Origin of the sequence: Sporosarcina aquimarina, assembly GCF_023715615.1 — a bacterium.
GTDB lineage: Bacteria > Bacillota > Bacilli > Bacillales_A > Planococcaceae > Sporosarcina > Sporosarcina aquimarina_A.
The window spans coordinates 700903-720949 of sequence record NZ_JAMBOM010000001.1; the positions used below are offsets into that span (position 1 = coordinate 700903).

Sequence of the window (20047 nt, forward strand, 5' to 3'; positions counted from 1 at the left end):
ATGATAGGTTTAAAGGGATTACATGAACAAACTGTAGAATGCGAGAACTCCAATTGTTCCAAGGACAACGGTCATCAGTCCGAAACCAAAGATTGCAATGAGAAATGCAGTTACAGCCCCTATCAACCCGAAAAGAAAGTTGCCTTCCTGTACATAGAATACTGCTGGGAAAATGAGTGCACCAAGCACAGCAAATGGGATGTTGCTTAAAATTCCAGTGACGAGTGGCGGTAACTTTCTCCCATCGAGGACTGTGAGTGGGATCATACGTGGAATGTACGTCACAAGCGCCATTCCGAACAACATCCACCAATAGGTTGGACCCATCAGCTCTCCTCCTTTTCAACAGCTGGAATTGGGGCTAGTCCGTATTTTGCATAAAGCAGTTCGATAATTATCGATGATAGTAATGTAGACGCAAGAATTGCCCACCCAGTGGATAATAATTCGGTATAATAAAAGAAGCAATGTAAGAGTGCAGCAAGACTCGCGAGTAAAATAACTTTCCGGTTGCCTTTCATCGATGGGACAAGTAATGCGATGAAGAGGGCATAGAGCGCGATGGACATGGCAGCTTGAAGAAATAGCGGTAAGTTGGCGCCAATGACATGCCCTAAAGCCGTGAAAATTACCCAGCTTCCATAAGCAATGGTGATGACGCCAAACGCGTGGGCACTCGATACTTTGTCTTGTTTACTCGTCGCGATGACGGAAAAGGTTTCATCTGTCACCCCGAATGCGTATGCAGCTTTGATGGGCTTTGGTGCAGGTTGCATCTTTTCATTCAGCGAAGCCGTCATAAGGAAGTGACGGATGTTGACGATGAATGTATTCATGACAATTAATAATGGATCGACGCCAGCAGTTACCAAGCTGAGCGATATGTATTGTGATGCGCCTGCAAAGACGAAAATGCTCATCGCGGTCGCTTCGAACAGCGAAAGACCGGTCGATTTGGCAAGGAGCCCAAATGTAAGCGCGACTGGGAAATACCCGATGGCTATGCTGAGACCGGCGCGAAGTCCGTTGTTAAATTCACTGCGTTCCATTTCACATCCCAGCTTTCTTATGAATTTCAATACTAGTGATTATACTACAACTGCTAAAGACAACAAGACTGAATTTTTAAATGGTTTAAAAAAGGGAGAAAAGGTTGAGGTGACTCAAGATGCAAGAATGGTTAAGTGTGGATAAAGTTACTGAACTTGCAGAACATTATAGGGCATTCGGTCCGTTCATAGGCATTTTGTTGCCGTTCATCGAGTCGTTTCTGCCTTTTTTACCGTTATTTGTGTTTGTCATCGCAAATATCACCGCATACGGATTGTGGTTAGGCTTCATTTTTTCCTGGGGTGGAACAGTCGTCGGCTCCTATGTCGTATTTTTGATCATCCGAAAATATGGTCAAAGTCGCATACTAAACTTCCTCACCAAGCATAAAAAAGTGAAAAAGCTCATTTTATGGGTGGAGAGCAATGGATTTGGTCCGTTGTTCTTGTTCATTTGTTTCCCATTTACGCCATCTGCTCTCGTAAATCTAGTGGCGGGACTGTCGAATATGAAGAAGACGTACTACTTAATGATTTTGATAGCAGGGAAGTTTGTCATGGTATTCATGATCAGTTTTGTCGGCTACGATTTGAAAGCATTGTTTACACAACCGATTCGCTCCGCCATTGTTGGTGTTGTAATTTTGCTAATGTGGCTAGCAGGTAAATATTTTGAACGACGGTTGAACAAGAAAGTAGAACGCCATGCAAGGGAGTGGAATGGACACAAACATTGGGACAAGTAAGAAGTATTTGTAGATAAAGATGTGCGCTTCGCCTTTGCGAAGCGTTTTTTTGATTAAAAGTAACTAGATTTTTGAGTACGTGCTTGGAGTTTGGTTGGGTGCTCATAAAAGTGGAAAAGTGATCATAACTCATGGAAAGTGCTCATAAACCTGGAAAAGTGATCATAAACTCATGGAAAGTGCTCATAAACCTGGAAAAGTGATCATAACTCATGGAAAGTGCTCATAAACCTGGAAAAGTGATCATAACTCGTGGAAAGTGCTCATAAAAGTGGAAAAGTGATCATAACTCATGGAAAGTGCTCATAAAAGTGGAAAAGTGATCATAACTCATGGAAAGTGCTCATAAAAGTGGAAAAGTGATCATAACTCGTGGAAAGTGCTCATAAAAGTGGAAAAGTGATCATAACTCATGGAAAGTGCTCATAAACCTGGAAAAGTGATCATAACTCATGGAAAGTGCTCATAAAAGTGGAAAAGTGATCATACCTCATGGAAAATACTCATAAACCTGGAAAAGTGATCATACCTCGTGGAAAGTGCTCAAAAAAATGGAAAAGTGATCATAACTCATGAAAAGTGCTCATAAACCTGGAAAAGTGATCATAACTCGTGGAAAGTGCTCATAAAAGTGGAAAAGTGATCATAACTCGTGGAAAGTGCTCATAAAAGTGGAAAAGTGATCATAACTCATGGAAAGTGCTCATAAACTTGAAAAAATGCTCATAAATCTCACCAAACGCTCATAAACTACTACACAATTTTTCATCTAACAACCTTCAAGTTGTATCACTCACAAAAATACGAACGTTCATTCGTTAAAAAGCCTCTCAAACTTTGATTCTTCTTACGAAAACAATTACAATGAGGAGACTAGTAGGACAGAGAGGGGCTATCTGATGACGCTGCGATTTATAACGGGACGTTCCGGGACTGGAAAAACGTACACTATTGAGCATGAAATTGTGGAAGCACTTCGACAAGATCCTCTTGGCGCACCGATTGTGTTAATCGTGCCAGACCAAATGTCGTATTCGTTAGAGCATAGTTTAGCGGCTCAATTCGGATTGAATGGAATGGTACGCACACAAGTACTGACATTTAAACGATTGGCTTGGCGAGTGCTACAAGAAACAGGAGGAATCACACGACGCGAAGTGGACGGATTCGGATACCGGATGCTCATTCGCAGTGTGTTGGAAGAAAATCGAGAGGACTTCAAGTTGTTCCGACAGGCAGCTGATAAACGTGGATTCACTGAGCAAGTAGAAGGGGTGTTGAAAGAGTTCAGCCGATATTGCTTGGACCACACGAGATTGGCACAGCTTCATACCGAGTTAACGGCAGTTTCTGCACCGCGTTCATTGGTAGACAAAGCAGGAGATTTATCGCTTCTATTGGAGAAAGTTGAAGAACGTCTTGGCACTTCCTACGTTGATAGTGAAGGACACTTATCGATGCTTTCCGGACAAGTTCAATTCTCTTCATATATCAAAGAAGCAGACATTTACATAGACGGATTTGAGCTACTGACAAACCGTGAACACGAGATTATTAAAGAGTTATTGAAACATGCAAAACGAGTGACAGTAGCGCTTCCGACAGACGGTGATGGGGAAGCAACTGCTGACCACGAGCTGTTTTTCAGTCCGATGCGCACAAAACAACTCATAACGGAACTAGCACGTGAGGTATCGGTGGAAGTGGAGCCTGAGATGCGATTGACGAAAACTCACCGATTCCGGAATCCTGATGTGATGCATTTGGAAGCCCAATTTGATAAGTATCCGGCGACACCACAAGCGAGTAGTGGAGATGTCAAAATATTAGAAGCGACGGATCGCCGTGCTGAATTACATGCAGTGGCGCGTTCGATTCGAAAACTTGTAATGTCAGGCAAACGGTATAACGAGATTGCTATTTTGTACCGCCAACCGGAAGTGTACGATGAATTGATGGAGACGATTTTTCCGCAGTACGACATTCCGGTGTTCATTAGTCAGAAAAAGCCGATGCTACACCATCCCCTCATTGAATTCACACGATCGGTACTAGAAGCGGTGACTGGAAATTGGTCATATGAAGCCATATTCCGTGCAGTGAAGACAGACTTGTTCTTCCCGCATGGAGAAGACCGTCAATTATGGCGAGAACGTGCGGATCGCTTGGAGAACTATGTGTTAGCGCATGGAATCCATGGACACCGGTGGTTTGACGATGTTCGGTGGCGGGTGAAAAAGTATCGTGGTCTTGAATTGCATACGGAAGTTCAAACGGATGAAGAACTTGCTATGCAGGAAGAGTTGCATAGTGTACGGGACTTGATTCGCAGACCACTTGAGAAGTTCGAAAAACAGTTGAAAGTGGCAAAAAACGGCAGGCAAGTTGCGGAAGCGTTGTTTGCATTCATGGAAGAACTCCATGTGTATGATAAAATCATTGACCTTCGTGCCGAAGAAGAGCGTGCAGGACGATTGCTTGGCGCATCGGAGCATGAACAGGCTTGGAACGGATGGATCAATATTCTCGACCAGTTTGTGCTGATGTTTGGTGATGTCAAAATGGCACCAAAAGACGCAGTACGAGTACTCGATGAAGGATTCGATACACTTGAATTTTCAAGGATTCCGCCATCGCTCGATCAAGTGACCGTGATGACGATTGACCTCGCAACTTTTTTAAGTATTGATGAAATTTTTGTCATTGGGACTAACGATGGCGTGTTGCCACAACGAATTGACAATGAAGGGCTCATATCCGATGCCGATCGACAATGGTTTGAAACGGTCGGATTTGAACTGGCCCCTTCTGCTAAATCACGTTTAATGGATGAAACGTACAAAGCGTACCGTGCGTTTACTGCAGCCTCAGAAGGATTGACGATATCCTATCCCATAGCAGACGAAGCAGGAAAAGCGCTCATACCTTCACTATATATTCCTAGAATCGGTCAACTACTTGAAGGAATAACTACGGAAATCGTCGTTGCCGATCCGTTAGATTTAGTAGGTGATGTGGACGAATTTTCGTATGTTAGCCATCCGAGAGCTGTGTTGCCGTACGCGTCCGCTCAACTTCGTCAAGCGGAAACGGGGAGATCCTTATCCCCCTTATGGCTGGCGGTAGTGGCATATTATGAGGACGACCCTCTCTGGGCTTCGATCCTTAGAGGTATTCAAGGAAAGAGGAAGCATGGGACCGATACGGAGCGGCTGACGCCAGATTTAACATCGGGTTTATATGGTGAAACGATGTCATCGAGTGTCTCGCGTGTCGAATCGTATTACAGTTGTCCGTTTCAGCATTATGCGACATATGGTCTCGGGTTACGTGAAAGAACTGAATTCACATTGGAAGCACCTGCAATCGGAGATTTATTCCACGCGGCTCTGAAATGGGTATCGGATGACATAATGAGAACAGGAGCAACATGGGCCGGGTTAACGAAAGAGGACTGCTTCCGATTGGCGCGGGAAGCGGTAGACGGTATTGCACCGTATTTCTTCCATCGAATTTTGTTGTCGACGAACCGTCATGTTTACATTAAACGCAAACTGACACGCATTATCCAGCGGACGCTGTTTGCGCTCCGCAGCCAAGCGTCGGCGTCTAGTTTTGAGCCGATTGCAGTCGAAGTTGGATTTGGACAAGGAGAGCAAATGCCACCACTGTCCATTCCGTTAAAACGCGGTGGGCACATGAATTTACGTGGACGGATTGACCGTGTCGATGCATCGAAAGTGAATGAGAAGACATATATCCGCATTGTCGACTACAAATCTTCTGCAAAAGCGCTAGATTTGACCGAAGTGTATTATGGATTGTCGCTACAAATGCTGACATATCTGGATGTTGCACTTGAGCATGCGGACGAATGGCTAGAAGTGCAGGCAAATCCTGCTGGCATGTTGTATGTTCACGTTCACAATCCAATGGTGCGCAGTATTCAGGAGTTGACAGAGGATGCAGTTGAAGAAGAGATGCTGAAGTCATTTTCGATGAAAGGGTATGTGCTTGAGGATTTATCTGTTGTCAAAGAAATGGACAGTGACATTGAACAATCGTCCAAAATCATTCCTGCTCGTGTGAAGAAAGATGGTTCGTTCTATGCGACCTCTAAAGTGCTCGCACCAGACGATATGCACGTTCTGCGTGGGGCAGTTCGTTCTCGACATCGTCAAGCGGGTGACGCGATGCTTGCAGGGGATGCACGGGTGTATCCATATCGATTGAAAGAGCGGATGCCATGTAACTATTGTCCGTATCAAGGGGTATGCCAGTTCGACACGACCGATCCGGACGCAAAGTACCGGAATTACGCAGAACTCTCCGCGAAAGAATCGCTTGAAAAAATGAGGAAGGAGGTTAAAGGCGATGCACATACCACCGAAACCGAGTGACGTGACGTTTACAGACGACCAATGGAAAGCAATTTACGCTTCCGGGCACGACATCCTCGTTTCCGCAGCAGCGGGATCTGGGAAAACGAAAGTACTCATCACCCGACTTATTGAAAAGGTCTTAGATGATAAAAATCCGATCAACGTGGATGAATTGCTCGTCGTGACCTTCACGAATGCTGCGGCTGCTGAAATGCGCCATCGTATGGGAACTGCGCTGGAAGAGGCGATCGCCTTGCATCCAGAATCCCCGCATTTGCGAAAACAGCTCAGTTTATTGAACAAAGCTCAAATTTCATCGATGCACTCATTTTGTCTGAATGTCGTTCGACAATATGCGTATCTGCTAGATATTGACCCAGGATTCCGGATAGCGGATCCTACAGAAGCGGCGTTACTGCGCGACGATACGATTGCAGATGTGTTGGAAGATGCTTATAGCGCAGAGAATCCCGAAGCAGTTTATCGATTGGCGGACAGTTTCACTTCGGACAGGAATGACCAGTCATTGGAATTATTAATTGATCGACTGTATGACTATTCTCGTGTGCATCCTGATCCTGAATCATGGTTGCTGCAAATTCCGCAACAATACGAAATCGGCGAGGAAATCACGATTGATGACTTGGAATTTATAGGACCTTTGAAATCCGCTATTCAGCAGAAACTGGAAGAAGCGGCTGCACTCACAACAGATCTGCATCGTATTGCTGATTTACCTGACGGGCCAACACCACTTATTAAGACGGCAGAAGCGGACTTGGTTTGGATCAACGAAGCCATTCGTTCAATTTCAACAAGTACTTGGGAACAAACTCATGCGTTGTTCCAACAGTTAGTCTGGGTGAAAGCGGGAGCAGTGAAAAAAGATTCGTGTGATGAAGAACTCGCAAAGCGCGCGAAATCCTTAAGGGATTCCGTGAAAAAGCTTGTCACTGGAATTAAAGATGCCTATTTTGTCCGGACGCCAGCGCGTTTGCTTACGGAAATCCGTTTAATGGCACCGATGATGCATACGCTCATTGAGCTGGTCATAGAATTTGGTCATCGCTATCGCACAGTTAAATCGGAGAAAGGAATTGTCGACTTTTCCGACCTTGAGCATTTTGCGCTAGATATTTTAACTAATCGTGAAGGTGACGTTCTTGTCCCATCTGATATTGCGATGGACTATCGTTCCAAATTCAAAGAAGTGTTAGTCGATGAATACCAAGACACTAATTTATTGCAAGAAGCAATCGTGCAATTCGTGAAAAGTGGAACGGAGTCAGATGGCAATTTGTTCATGGTTGGGGATGTGAAGCAATCCATCTATCGCTTCCGTCTTGCAGAGCCCGGCTTATTCTTAGGGAAATACGGGCGTTTTACTGAAGACGCCATGGAACAAGGGTTGAAAATTGATTTGAACGCGAATTTCCGGAGTCGTAAGGAAGTATTGGATGCGACGAATTTCATCTTCTCACAAATCATGGGGGAGCGTGTTGGTGAAATCGAATACGATGAGGCTGCAGAGTTAAAATACGGTGCGCGTTATCCAGAGATGGAAGCGGCTGCGCATTTGACTGTCCTTTATTCTGAAGAGGAAGAGTTTGAAGATGAAACGACGGAGGACTTAGAAAATCTGAAGAGTTCTCAGGCAGAAGCACGTTATATGGTTAAGAAAATCAAACAGTGGATGTCGGACGGACATGAAGTGTGCGATGCATTCAGTGGGGAGAAACGTCCGATCCGATACAGCGACATTGTAGTGCTTATGCGTTCGATGACGTGGTCTGCTGAAATTGCAGAGGAATTTAAGCGTGCTGAAATTCCTGTTTACGTTGAACTGTCCCGTGGCTATTTCGATGCACTTGAAGTGACGATTATGTTGAACACATTGCGGGTGATCGACAATCCTTATCAAGACATTCCGCTCGCTTCTGTGCTACGTGCGCCGTTCGTCGGTATGACGGAAAATGAGTTAGCAGAAGTGCGTCTCGCTGCGAAGAACGTCCCGTTTTATGAAGCATTGAAGACGTTTATAGCGACTAAAGGATCTGGAATGGCACCAGAAACACAGAGAAAGCTGCAACGATTCATGCTTGCTTTTGAAGAGTGGCGGAATCTAGCACGTCGTGGATCATTATCCGAGCTTATCTGGCAAGTGTATAGGGATACGAATTACTATGAAATGGTTGGAAGTATGTCGAATGGTAAACAACGGCAAGCGAATTTGCGTGCGCTGCATGATCGAGCCATTGAATATGAGAAGACTTCATTCCGTGGACTATTCCGCTTTTTGCGATTTGTCGATAGGATGCAACGGCGTGGTGATGATCTAGGAGCTGCACGGTATTTGAGTGAAAAGGAAAACGTTGTACGCATTATGACGATTCACTCGTCAAAAGGATTGGAGTTTCCGAATGTGTTTGTTGCTGGGATGGGCAGACAGTTCAACAAAATGGATTTTAACGAACCCTATCTGTTTGACCAGCACTTCGGTTTGGCGGTTAAAGCGATTGATCCGGATAAACGGATTATGTATACGTCATTGCCGTTTCTCGCGATGAAAGAACAGAAAGAGTTGGAGATGCGTTCTGAAGAAATGCGTATTTTGTATGTCGCAATGACTCGTGCAAAAGAACAGTTGGAACTGATTGCGACGGTGAAGGATATCGAAAAGTCGATAACGAAATGGCAAGATGCACAACTCGTAGAACCGGGAGATCGATTGCCAGATTACATGCGCTCCCGTGCAAATGGGTACTTAGATTGGATTGGTCCAGCGGTAGCGCGCCATGCAGATTTCATGAAGTTCGGAACGACGCAAGGTGCTCTGGTGAAAGAACACCCTTCCAAGTGGGCTATCAATGCACTGCCGGTATCCTACTTCAGCGAGTCTTTGTCTGAGCCGGAACTCATTGAGGATTTATCCGAACCGGAAGAACTGCAGATACCCGTTGTAGATGAATCGATTCATGCAGAAGTGACGAAGCGCTTTGACTATCATTATCCATACGATGCGTCTGTCAAAAAGCGATCGAAAGTCTCTGTGACCGAATTGAAAAGGATTGCACAACTGGAAGCGGAAGCCTCGCATAATGATCCGTTTGCAAGTCGGAATCTAGAAGTGAGCCAAGCGTATTTGCACGCACGACCTGCGTTTTTACAACAACGATCGATCAGTGCAGCTGAAGTCGGAACGGCGATGCATACTGTGATGCAACATATCGACTTAGCGAAAACGAATGATCTGGCAAGTGTAGACGTCTTGTTGGAGGATTTGTTGCAGCGTCAGTTGTTGACGAAAGCTGAAGTAAATTCCCTTAATAGGGATGCGATTGTCCAATTTACAAACTCGCCGGTTTCAAAGAGAATGCAGCAAGCAACACGCGTTTTAAAAGAATTACCCTTCACGTTTGCGGTTGAAGGAGAAGACGGGGATTCACAGATTTTACAAGGAATCGCGGACTGTTTGTTTGAAGAGCCGGACGGATGGGTGTTACTGGATTACAAAACGGATCGATTGAAGGGCCGTTTTGCATCACAGGAAGCGGCAGATGTTGAGATGCGTTCGCGTTATCACATGCAACTGAGCTTATACAAAACCGCGATAGAAGCGATTACTCATGTGACGATTAAAGAAATGCTGTTGTACTTGTTTGATGAAGATCGAGCACTGACAGTTCAGGAGGAGACAGTTTGACTAGACTACCAACCGGTGAGACCGGACGTATTGAATCGTTAGATATGCTAAGAGGATTTGCATTACTTGGTATTTTTATCGCCAACATGCTCGTTTTTCATTCGCCATATATGTACATGGATCCATATAGTTGGTTTGAAAGCAACGGTGATGGTTTTTCGTTTATGTGGCTAGATATTCTCATAGAAGCGAGTTTTTATCCGATATTTGCGATGCTTTTCGGGTATGGACTAAGTATGCAGTATGAAAAGTCGTTGCTGCAAAAGTCTCCATTTGGACCGGTTGTGGTTCGTCGTATGGTGATACTGCTCTTGTTTGGTCTGATTCACGCGTTTTTCATCTGGTCAGGGGATATTTTATTCACGTATGCGATGATGGGCTTTCTTATGATTGCGCTCGTCCGAATTCCTCCTAAGTGGTTGTTTTTCGGAGCATTGGCGCTCTACATCGTGCCAAACGGATTACTTACAGGGATGACGTACGTCGTTGAACAAATTGACACAGATGGGGTATTTTCGGAGTTTGCCGATATTCAGCGAATTCAGGAGACCATTGAAGCGTATGGACACGGAAGCTATTTGGCGGCTCTCGCATTTCGTGCAAAAGAATGGTTGTTTGTAAGTGGTGCAAATCTATTCTTAACACCGTTTATGATTTTACCACTTATGATGATCGGGGCAGCATTTGCGAAGTGGAAACTTTTTGAACGAGCGAATGAACTGAAGGGACGTCTACTTGTAGTTGGAGGTAGTCTCCTCATTGTTGGGATATTACTAAAGGCATTGCCGTTTTTGGTAGTCCCCAATTTTTCAATGCAACTTGTTCAAACTTATTTTGGAGGTCCACTCGTTGCCTTAGGGTATGGAGCACTCGTGTTGCTGTTGTGCACAACGCCATGGTTTTCGAAAGTGTTCCGTCCAGTTGCAAAGGCAGGTCGTATGTCACTCACAACCTATCTTAGCCAGTCCGTTATTGCGACACTCATTTTTTATAATTATGGGTTCGGGATGTACGGCAAAGTGGATATTATGACGGGAACTCTCATCGCGATTGGAATCTTTGTTGTTCAGGCGTTACTCGCTGACTTGTGGCTATCTCGATACAAAATGGGGCCAATTGAATGGATTTGGCGTATTGGCACATATGGTACATTTTTATCGAATAAAAAGGAGAAACGACAAGACTTGTCGTAACAGTACGTAATGCAAACCAATGATGGAAGGGATGGACTATTCAATGAAACTACTTTCGTTCAAGTATGATGGGAAGACGTTATTCGGACCTAAAGTGAAAAAGGAAGAAGCGGTATGGGATGTACAGAAAATTGCTGAGGCAGTTGGAGAGCAGAACTTTCCTGCTTCAATCGCAGAAGGCGTTGCATCAGGAATGGATTTTGTAGAAAATATCCGTAACTTGTGCGAAAAAGCCCACTCTCATGAAGACATGGATACCTTTAAGTACTCGTTCGAAGCAATTGAATGGTTATCTCCAATTCCACGAACACCTAAAAATGTACTAGGTGTTGGTAAAAACTACGCTGATCACGCATCCGAAATGGGAGGCGAAGGTGTACCCGCCAAGATGATGATTTTCACAAAAGCTCCGACTGCGATTGCTGGAGATGAGCAGACGCTGTCCATCCATGAAACCCTTACAAGTCAGCTGGATTATGAAGGCGAACTTGCGGTTGTCATTGGAAAAGGTGGACGTAATATCCCGAAACAGCTCGCATACGACACGATTTTCGGATATACCATCGCGAACGATCTAACTGCGCGTGATTTACAGGCAGAGCGCAAACAGTTCTTCCTCGGAAAAACACTGGATGGCAGCTGCCCACTAGGACCTTACATCGTTACGAAAGACGAGATTCCAAATCCACATAACTTGTCAATTGTCACCAAAGTGAATGATGACGTTCGCCAAAATGGCAATACCGGATCTATGATTATTCCTATCGATGAAATCATTGAGGAACTGTCTAAGTTTGTCACACTGGAGCCGGGAGATGTCATTTTAACAGGGACTCCAGCAGGTGTTGGAAAAGGGATGAATCCTCCGAGTTACTTGAAGGCGGGCGACACTGTGAAGATATCTGTTGAAGGAATCGGAACACTCGTCAACTATTTCGAGTAAAGGTCCCTCTATTTTCCCTAACTTATGATGTATGGTAAGATGAGGGATGCACATATGAAATTTAAACGAGGTGACTAACTTGGATTTTTTATCGAACTCGACACATTTACACATTTTCTCGTGGGTAGTCGGCATTATTATGTTCTTGATTGCAGCGACTCAACCCCTCGACTCCAAAGGTCGTAAAATTACGAAGATGGTGCTCCGTGTATTCTACATTCTAATCATTATTACTGGAGTTGCGTTGTTCATTCGCTATATGAACATAAATGCTGCTTTATACGGCGTGAAATTCGTATTCGGTATTGTAACAATCGGTATGATGGAAATGGTATTGGCACGACAATCTAAAAGCAAACCCACACAACTATTTTGGATTTTGTTCGTAGTTTCCGTACTAATTACGATGTTCCTTGGCTTCAAATTGCCAATTGGACTGGACTTCTTCGCTTAATAATTTTTCAATGAACGACTAAGGAGGGTGCTTGAATGGTAGGATGGATGGTATTGCTAGGTGTTTTCGGCATCATGCTACTATTCGCACTCTCTGTAGTTGTGACATCGCGGAGAATGCAAACGAATGATGATCATGATGAGTTAGAATGAAAGCAAGTAACCCGCTGATATAATCATCAGCGGGTTTTGCTTTGTAGTTTTCACAAGTTTGCCTTATTTTTGTAACATGGTTTTAGTTTTCTTTAGAAACCATGGCGATGGTGGATGCGGTTTGGTAGTATAAAGTGATGAGTTAGGATTATTATTCATAAGTTATGAGCATAATTTGAGATTTATGAGCGAAAACCGTGAGTTATGAGCACAATTTGAGAGTTATGAGCGGAAACCGTGAGTTATGAGCATAATTTGAGAGTTATGAGCGGAAACCGTGAGTTATGAGCATAATTTGAGAGTTATGAGCGGAAATCGTGAGTTTATGAGCATAATTTGAGAGTTATGAGCGAAAATCGTGAGTTTATGAGCATAATTTGAGATTTATGAGCGGAAATCGTGAGTTATGAGCACAATACGAGATTTATGAGCGAAATGTGTGAGTTATTAGCATAATTCAAAACTTATGAGCGAAACTCGTAGACTATGATCACATTAAAGAATTTATGAGCAAATTTTAAGGATGAATTGTTGAAGGAGGCTTTTTGGGTGAACGTCAAACGACTACTTAGTGTTATGATGATGGTTATTTTACTTGTTCCAACAGCACTACCAAGCTGGGCTTCGGCTGAGACGAAACGGACCTTGAATGACGAAAGTATATATGATTTATTGGTGGACCGTTTTAATAACGGGGATGGACAAAACGATATAGATACAGATACACAGGATTTGTCCGCATTCAATGGTGGCGATTTCTCGGGGATTGCCCTCCGTTTACAACATATTTTAGATATGGGCTTCACAGCTGTTTCCATCGGGCCAGTTTTCCAAACAGCAACTTACGACGGCAGTGAGGTTCTCGATTATACGAAACTTGAAAAACACTTTGGAACCGAAGAAGATTTCAAGTCAATGCTCAAAGAATTACATGATAAGGATGTCCGTGTCATTGCTGATTTCCCGCTAGCGGGAGTGAGTAAAGATCATGTATGGGCCAACAAGCTCTCGTTCATACAAGGGAAAGGGAATACCATTGATTGGAAAGCAGACGATGCGGATGTGCAACGTAATTTGGAAGAAACTATGGTCGACTTTGTGAAAACTTTTGAGTTGGACGGGATTCGTCTAACAAAAACGGAAGGGTATTCGAAAGAAGTGCTCGATCAATTTATTGCTTCTTTAAAAAAAGCATCACCTGATCTGTATATATTGTCTGATGAAGAAACTGACGCGGCTGTCGATGCCAAACCGAACAATTCCTCTATGGAGGCCTTACGTAAGTCGTTTGTAAGAGTGAATCCTGATTCATCTCAAATAAATCAATTTGAAACAGGTGAACCGAATGATTTGATCCAATTCGATCAGCTAACAGGCCCGCGTTTCACTTACAACATCGTGGAGCAGCGTATGTTTCCACCGACCCGTTGGAAAGTAGGCGTTACTGCACTATTTACGCTACCAGGAATTCCGGTCATGCCTTATGGAACCGAAATTGCGGTGAACGGAAAAGAAGCACCTGAGAGCCACCCACTATTCAACTTTAAGACCGATATGGAACTGAAGGAGCTTATTGGAGATTTAAATACGCTTCGAAACCAGTCGAATACACTTCGTAACGGGAACTTCAAAATGCTTCACAATCAAGATGGATATATCGTGTACAAAGTTTACGATGATGAAGAATCATGGATCATCGCCATCAACAACACTTCTGAAACACAAAGTTATGCTTTAGATCCAGAGGAGATTGGTAGTAAAAAACGGTTACGTGGATTGTTGGATAATGATCAAATTGTGGAAACCGAGGATGACAAATATCACGTTGTTCTGGACCGTGAAATGGCAGAAATCTATTTGGTGAAAGAAGACAAAGGATTCAATATCCCTTATCTGATCGCATCGATTATGGTATACGTCCTCTTCTTAAGCTTCCTTTGGGCAGTTTGGAGAAAAGGTCGAAAAGCACGTCAAGAACGGAAAGCAGCAGCCAAAAAGTAAGGATGAAAGAGAGCGCATCAGTGCTCTCTTTTTGTTTGGAGAAAATCTAGATCGAGCTTCAAGAAAAACGCAAAAAAAAGCAGCTCAGACGTCATAATAGATGAACGACGGAGTTGCTTATAACTAACTTACTGTTTGTTTAAGAAAAATACGGCGAGCGTACCAGGGCCTGCATGCGAGCCGATGACCGAGCCAATCATGTGGACTTGAATTTCTTTAGGGTGGAACTTTTCCTCGATTAAGTCCCGTAACTCAAGAGCGCCTTCTTCGTCATCGCCATGACTGATTGCTATCACTTGTTCGGAAACATGATCCCCGCGTTCTTCCATGAGTTCTAGAATTCGACGAAACACTTTTTTGCGTCCGCGATGCTTTTCAATTGGCACTAAACGTCCACTCTCTACATGCAACAATGGTTTGATGTTCAACAGTCCACCGAAAAACGCGCTTGCTTTTGAGACGCGTCCCCCTTTAGCGAGGTAATCGAGATCTTCGACAGTGAACAAATGCTCCATGTTGCTGGCCATTTTACGAATTTTGCGTTCAATGGTTCGGACATCTTCTCCCGCATCGCGTAAACGTACAGCTTCCTGGACAACTAATCCACAGCCAAGGGAAGCGCAACGTGTATCGACAACAATTAAGTTCATACGCGGATTGCCTTCTTTCACCTGATCCCGCATCATGACAGATGTCTGATATGTACCCGACAATTCGGAAGAGAATGAGATGTAAATTCCATCTTCTCCAGTCTCAGCAAATTCTTTCCAGAGCGCAAGCACCCGATCTGGAGAAACTTGAGATGTTTTTGGCTGTTTGCCTGCACGAATGGCTTGGAATACTTCTTTTGCGTCAATATCCACGATATCTTGATATTCTTTTCCGTCAAGCAACACTGTTAAAGGAAGCAACGTGACATCATTTTCATCTAAATAAGATTTTTGTAAGTCACAACCACTATCTACAAAAATTTTCATGTGAATCCTCCAATCTCTTTATGAAGTTTTTAAATTAAGTCGTTCTTGTAACATTATGGCTATGCCATCTTCATTATTCGTCAAGGTCACTTCATTCGCAATCGATTTCAGTTGATCAATCCCGTTGCCCATTGCAACACCAATTCCCGCGTAATCGAGCATTTCCAAATCGTTGTCTTCATCCCCGAATGCAATAATTCGTTCTTGTGGTATACCAATCCACTCGGAAACTTTGGAAATTCCGACCGCTTTGTTGAGACCGTGACGAATGACTTCGACGATTTCCCAAGGAGCTCCCCAGCGTCTATGCTCGATGACTTCTGCATGGACTTCTTCCAAGTGCTTACGAATCGGGTCGGCCATTCCTTCGCCACCATGAATGAGAAGACTCGTCGGGTTCACTTGTAGGTATTGACGAATATCACCTTCTTGAATTTTCGGGCTCCCGGTACTGAAGATATCAAGCAATTTCTCATCGTGGTAATGCAAGTAGACGTCATCCATAACTTCCGCCACAATGTTTTTCAAGTTAAAGTCTTGCATGGCATCGATTACATCTTTAGCAACAGTTAAATCAATAGTTTCATGGACGGTTTTCCAAGTACGGTCAGTAGGGTGATGTACGAACGCTCCATTAAAGTTAACAATCGGTGTTTTAAGTCCTAGCTGGCGGTAATAGACTTCACTGGAGCGATAGGGGCGTCCGGTCGCAATCATGATTTGATGCCCTTCTGATTCCGCCTGTTTTAGTGTAGCTAGCGTTTTCTCAGAGATTACTTTTTGATCATTTAATAACGTTCCATCTAAATCGAGTGCAATTAAATGAGGTTTCATGGCAAAACGCCTCCTTCCTAATTCAAGTGTAGCCTTTTGGAAGTGTACAAGTCAAAAAACTAATTATCCGTGCACAACTTTTGTTTTTCTAGAAAAATATTGGTATGCTCAACAAAACTGTAAACGAGGTGTCCAGCATGATTATCAGTGAAGAACAATGGGGCACAGTCCCTCTATTGCATATTGTAGATGAGCAACAAGAATCGTCTGAGATGCCGGTCGTCATCTTTTTCCACGGCTTTACGAGCGCAAAAGAACATAACTTGCATTACGCTTTCAATCTTGCGAAGAAGGGAATCCGTGTGTTATTGCCTGAAGCGCATCTGCACGGTGTCCGTTCCGAAGCACTTGATGAAGTTCAACTTAGCTTGCGATTCTGGGAGATCGTACTGACTTCCATAGAAGAAGCAGGATTGTTACACCAACAATTGAAAGAAAAAGGATTGTTGAATTCTGGGCAAATCGCATTTTCTGGAACGTCCATGGGAGGCATTACGACACTTGGTTGCTTAGCAGCGTATCCCTGGATCACAAGCGCAGCGGTTATGATGGGGACCCCTGGTTATGTGAAACTTGCAAAAGGTCAAATGAAGCAATTTGAGAATAAAGGATTCAAACTTCCGATGAAAGACGAAGATGTTCACAAGCTACTGAGCACGCTCGCTGAATTTGATTTGACTCAACATCCAGAACGTTTGAATGGCCGACCTGTCTTTTTCTGGCATGGCATGAACGATACAATGGTACCGTTTGAACCGACACATCATTTCTACAATGCCGTGAAAGAGAAGTACAGCGAGCAACCAGAAGACTTTGAGTTCATGGTGGACGAGCATGCAGGTCACGCTGTTTCAAGACCTGGCATGTTGCGTGCTGTGGACTTCCTTGCAGACCGTTTGAACGATTGAGTTCGTTTTGATATGATGAGTACAACAAATTGTAAGAGAAAGGGGAATTCCAATGGCTGATGAAATGAAAGAAAGCATGATGGGCGTTCTTGAAAATGTGATTGACCCTGAGCTTGGTGTAGATATAGTAAACCTCGGTCTCGTCTATGATGCAGAATTGCTTGAAGGCGGAATCGGTAAAGTCACGATGACACTTACATCTATCGGTTGTCCGATGGGTCCTCAAATTGTTGCGAATGTGAAGCAAGAACTGATGGAGCTCCCAGAAGTGAAAGACGTCGAAGTCGACATCGTTTGGAATCCACCTTGGTCACGTGAAAACATGTCACGCTATGCAAAAATGGCGCTAGGCGTGCGATAAATAAGCAGAATAAGATCCGGCTGGTGAGTTTTTCACTGGTCGGATTTTTTGTGTTTTACTAATATGTGCGCGGGAAATACTAGTTAATGAGACCTAAGCATCTGACTTTACATGCGCAGAAAAGCGAGGTATACTATTATTAGTCAAAGATAGTCAAAGTCAAATTAACAATAAATTATAATGAGGTGATGGTTCATGAGAATGGACGGCGTACAAGAAGATCAGCGTTTACCATTAGAACAATTTGGACGCAACCTGGTTGAAGAAGTGAAAAACGGAAAAATGGATCCCGTTATTGGCCGAGATGAAGAAATTAGAAATGTGATTCGAATTTTATCGAGGAAAACGAAAAATAATCCGGTCTTAATCGGAGAACCTGGTGTTGGTAAGACGGCAATCGTCGAAGGACTTGCTCAACGTATTGTAAAAGGTGATGTGCCAGAAGGGTTAAAAGACCGTCAAATTCACGAACTCGATATGAGTTCACTCATTGCGGGAGCGAAGTATCGTGGAGAATTTGAAGAACGACTTAAAGCGGTGTTAAAACAAGTAAAAGAGAGTAATGGTGAAATTATTCTCTTCATTGACGAAATTCATACGATTGTTGGCGCAGGGAAGACGGAAGGAGCGATGGATGCTGGAAATATGTTGAAACCGATGCTTGCACGAGGTGAATTATACTGTATCGGTGCCACAACATTAGACGAATATCGGATGTATATCGAAAAAGATCCAGCACTTGAGCGACGTTTCCAGCAAGTAATGGTGCGAGAACCATCAATTGAAGATACGATTTCGATTTTACGTGGATTAAAAGAGCGTTTTGAATTGCACCATGGAGTACGAATCCATGACCGGGCTCTTGTTGCATCGGCAACATTGTCAGATCGCTATTTAACAGAACGATTCATGCCAGACAAAGCGATTGACCTCATGGATGAAGCAAGTGCAATGATTCGTACAGAAATCGATTCGATGCCGCAAGAGCTAGACCAAGTGACACGTCGTATTTTGCAACTTGAAATTGAAGAACAGGCATTGACGAAAGAAAAGGATCCCATTAGTCAAAATCGACTCGCCGCCTTGCGTGATGAACTAAAAGAGTTGAAAGATTCTTCGGCAGGCATGCGCGAGCAATGGGAGACCGAAAAGAAAAAACTACAAGATGTGCAAGATGTGCGCGAGAAGTTAGATCGTTATCGTCGTGAATTGGAAGATGCGGAAAACAAATTCGACCTGAACAAAGCCGCGGAATTACGTCACGGTAAAATTCCTATGCTGGAACACCAACTGCATGAATTAGAAGAGCAGTTTAAGGGTGGGGCAGAAAACCGTTTGATTCGCGAAGAAGTAACCGAAGATGAAATCGCGATGATTGTAGCGCGCTGGACAGGAATCCCAGTAACGAAGCTGATGGAAGGCGAACGTGAGAAGTTGTTACGATTGGGCGATACGTTGAAAGAGCGGGTCATTGGTCAAGATAATGCCGTTCAACTTGTGACGGAAGCGGTATGGCGTGCTCGTTCAGGCATTAAAGACCCTGATAAACCGATTGGCTCGTTCCTATTCCTAGGTCCAACAGGAGTCGGAAAAACGGAGCTTGCGAAAACACTCGCAGGCACACTATTCGACTCTGTGGAACACTTCATTCGAATTGATATGTCTGAGTATATGGAGAAACACAGCGTCTCCCGTCTTGTCGGAGCACCTCCAGGATATATCGGTTATGAAGAAGGGGGACAATTGACGGAAGCGGTACGTCGTAATCCATACTCCGTTGTCTTGCTTGATGAAATTGAGAAAGCCCATCCAGATGTCTCAAATATTTTATTGCAAATCTTAGATGATGGTCGAATTACGGATAGCCAAGGTCGTCTAGTGAGTTTTACGAACACCGTAGTCATCATGACGTCCAACATTGGTTCGCAGTTTTTAATGAGTGGTCAGTTTGAATCTGAAGAACACGCTGCAGAAGATTTGGTGATGGCGGAATTGCGCAATCACTTTAAGCCGGAGTTACTGAATAGAATGGATGACATTATCATTTTCCATTCACTTTCAGGCAATGCGTTCGTTGAAATCGCACGGAAGATGTTAGATGATCTTGTGCGTAGATTGGATGGCCAAGATATCCCGTTGACGTATGAGGAGCCTGTTCTCGAATGGGTCGTTGAAGAAGGGACAGATGCCGATTTCGGTGCGCGACCATTGAAACGGTTCATCCAACGATATGTGGAAACGGCAGTTGCGAAGGAAGTCATCAAAGGCGATTTAGCGGAAAATCAACGCTTGCATCTTCGGATGGAAGACGGGACGCTGATTGTGGATATACGTTAACTAATCG

At 43.8% G+C, this 20047-nt stretch carries 14 protein-coding genes; 10 read left to right on the forward strand and 4 right to left on the reverse strand.

What is annotated here, in order from left to right; translation table 11 throughout:
* Positions 1-18: 18 nt before the first annotated feature.
* The gene (locus M3197_RS03110) at positions 19-327 is read right to left on the reverse strand and encodes an AzlD domain-containing protein (protein ID WP_251658551.1); all 309 of its coding nucleotides are present in this window, start codon (positions 325-327) and stop codon (positions 19-21) included.
* Positions 327-1049 (reverse strand): AzlC family ABC transporter permease, encoded by a 723-nt coding sequence (locus M3197_RS03115; protein ID WP_251658552.1) that lies wholly within the window; start codon positions 1047-1049, stop codon positions 327-329. The genes M3197_RS03110 and M3197_RS03115 overlap by 1 nt, the downstream gene beginning before the upstream one ends.
* 119 nt (positions 1050-1168) lie before the next feature.
* On the opposite strand from M3197_RS03115, the gene M3197_RS03120 reads away from it, so the two are divergent.
* The 7 genes from M3197_RS03120 to M3197_RS03150 all read left to right on the forward strand — a co-directional run bounded on the left by M3197_RS03120 (position 1169) and on the right by M3197_RS03150 (position 14623).
* Positions 1169-1795, forward strand: a complete 627-nt coding sequence (locus tag M3197_RS03120) for a TVP38/TMEM64 family protein (RefSeq protein WP_251658553.1) — start codon at positions 1169-1171, stop codon at positions 1793-1795.
* An 899-nt stretch (positions 1796-2694) separates the two neighbouring features.
* Complete coding sequence (gene addB, locus M3197_RS03125; RefSeq protein ID WP_251658554.1) at positions 2695-6195, forward strand: helicase-exonuclease AddAB subunit AddB; 3501 nt, start codon at positions 2695-2697, stop codon at positions 6193-6195.
* The gene (addA, locus tag M3197_RS03130; protein WP_251658555.1) at positions 6170-9880 is read left to right on the forward strand and encodes a helicase-exonuclease AddAB subunit AddA; all 3711 of its coding nucleotides are present in this window, start codon (positions 6170-6172) and stop codon (positions 9878-9880) included. Before addB ends, addA begins: the two co-directional genes overlap by 26 nt.
* Positions 9877-11073 carry a DUF418 domain-containing protein gene (locus M3197_RS03135; RefSeq protein WP_251658556.1) on the forward strand — a complete coding sequence of 399 codons (1197 nt, stop codon included), beginning with the start codon at positions 9877-9879 and terminating at the stop codon, positions 11071-11073. The genes addA and M3197_RS03135 overlap by 4 nt, the downstream gene beginning before the upstream one ends.
* 43 nt (positions 11074-11116) lie before the next feature.
* Positions 11117-12016, forward strand: a complete 900-nt coding sequence (locus M3197_RS03140; RefSeq protein WP_251658557.1) for a fumarylacetoacetate hydrolase family protein — start codon at positions 11117-11119, stop codon at positions 12014-12016.
* 79 nt (positions 12017-12095) lie between these two features.
* Positions 12096-12470 (forward strand): YisL family protein, encoded by a 375-nt coding sequence (locus M3197_RS03145; RefSeq protein ID WP_251658558.1) that lies wholly within the window; start codon positions 12096-12098, stop codon positions 12468-12470.
* Positions 12471-13171: 701 nt separating this feature from the next.
* Positions 13172-14623, forward strand: coding sequence for an alpha-amylase family glycosyl hydrolase (locus M3197_RS03150; protein WP_251658559.1), 1452 nt, complete (start codon positions 13172-13174; stop codon positions 14621-14623).
* Positions 14624-14751: 128 nt separating this feature from the next.
* On the opposite strand, the gene M3197_RS03155 is transcribed toward M3197_RS03150, so the two are convergent.
* Complete coding sequence (locus tag M3197_RS03155; RefSeq protein WP_025786049.1) at positions 14752-15600, reverse strand: DegV family protein; 849 nt, start codon at positions 15598-15600, stop codon at positions 14752-14754.
* A gap of 18 nt (positions 15601-15618) precedes the next feature.
* Positions 15619-16434 (reverse strand): Cof-type HAD-IIB family hydrolase, encoded by an 816-nt coding sequence (locus M3197_RS03160; protein WP_251658561.1) that lies wholly within the window; start codon positions 16432-16434, stop codon positions 15619-15621.
* A 137-nt stretch (positions 16435-16571) separates the two neighbouring features.
* Between M3197_RS03160 and M3197_RS03165 the strand changes: the two genes are divergently transcribed.
* The 3 genes from M3197_RS03165 (at position 16572) to M3197_RS03175 (ending at position 20040) form a co-directional block, all read left to right on the forward strand.
* The gene (locus M3197_RS03165; RefSeq protein ID WP_251658562.1) at positions 16572-17342 is read left to right on the forward strand and encodes a prolyl oligopeptidase family serine peptidase; all 771 of its coding nucleotides are present in this window, start codon (positions 16572-16574) and stop codon (positions 17340-17342) included.
* A gap of 52 nt (positions 17343-17394) precedes the next feature.
* Positions 17395-17703: a metal-sulfur cluster assembly factor gene (locus M3197_RS03170; RefSeq protein ID WP_251658563.1), complete on the forward strand. Its 309-nt coding sequence runs from the start codon at positions 17395-17397 to the stop codon at positions 17701-17703.
* Between the two features lie 195 nt (positions 17704-17898).
* Positions 17899-20040: an ATP-dependent Clp protease ATP-binding subunit gene (locus tag M3197_RS03175; RefSeq protein ID WP_251658564.1), complete on the forward strand. Its 2142-nt coding sequence runs from the start codon at positions 17899-17901 to the stop codon at positions 20038-20040.
* The last annotated feature ends 7 nt before the right edge of the window (positions 20041-20047 follow it).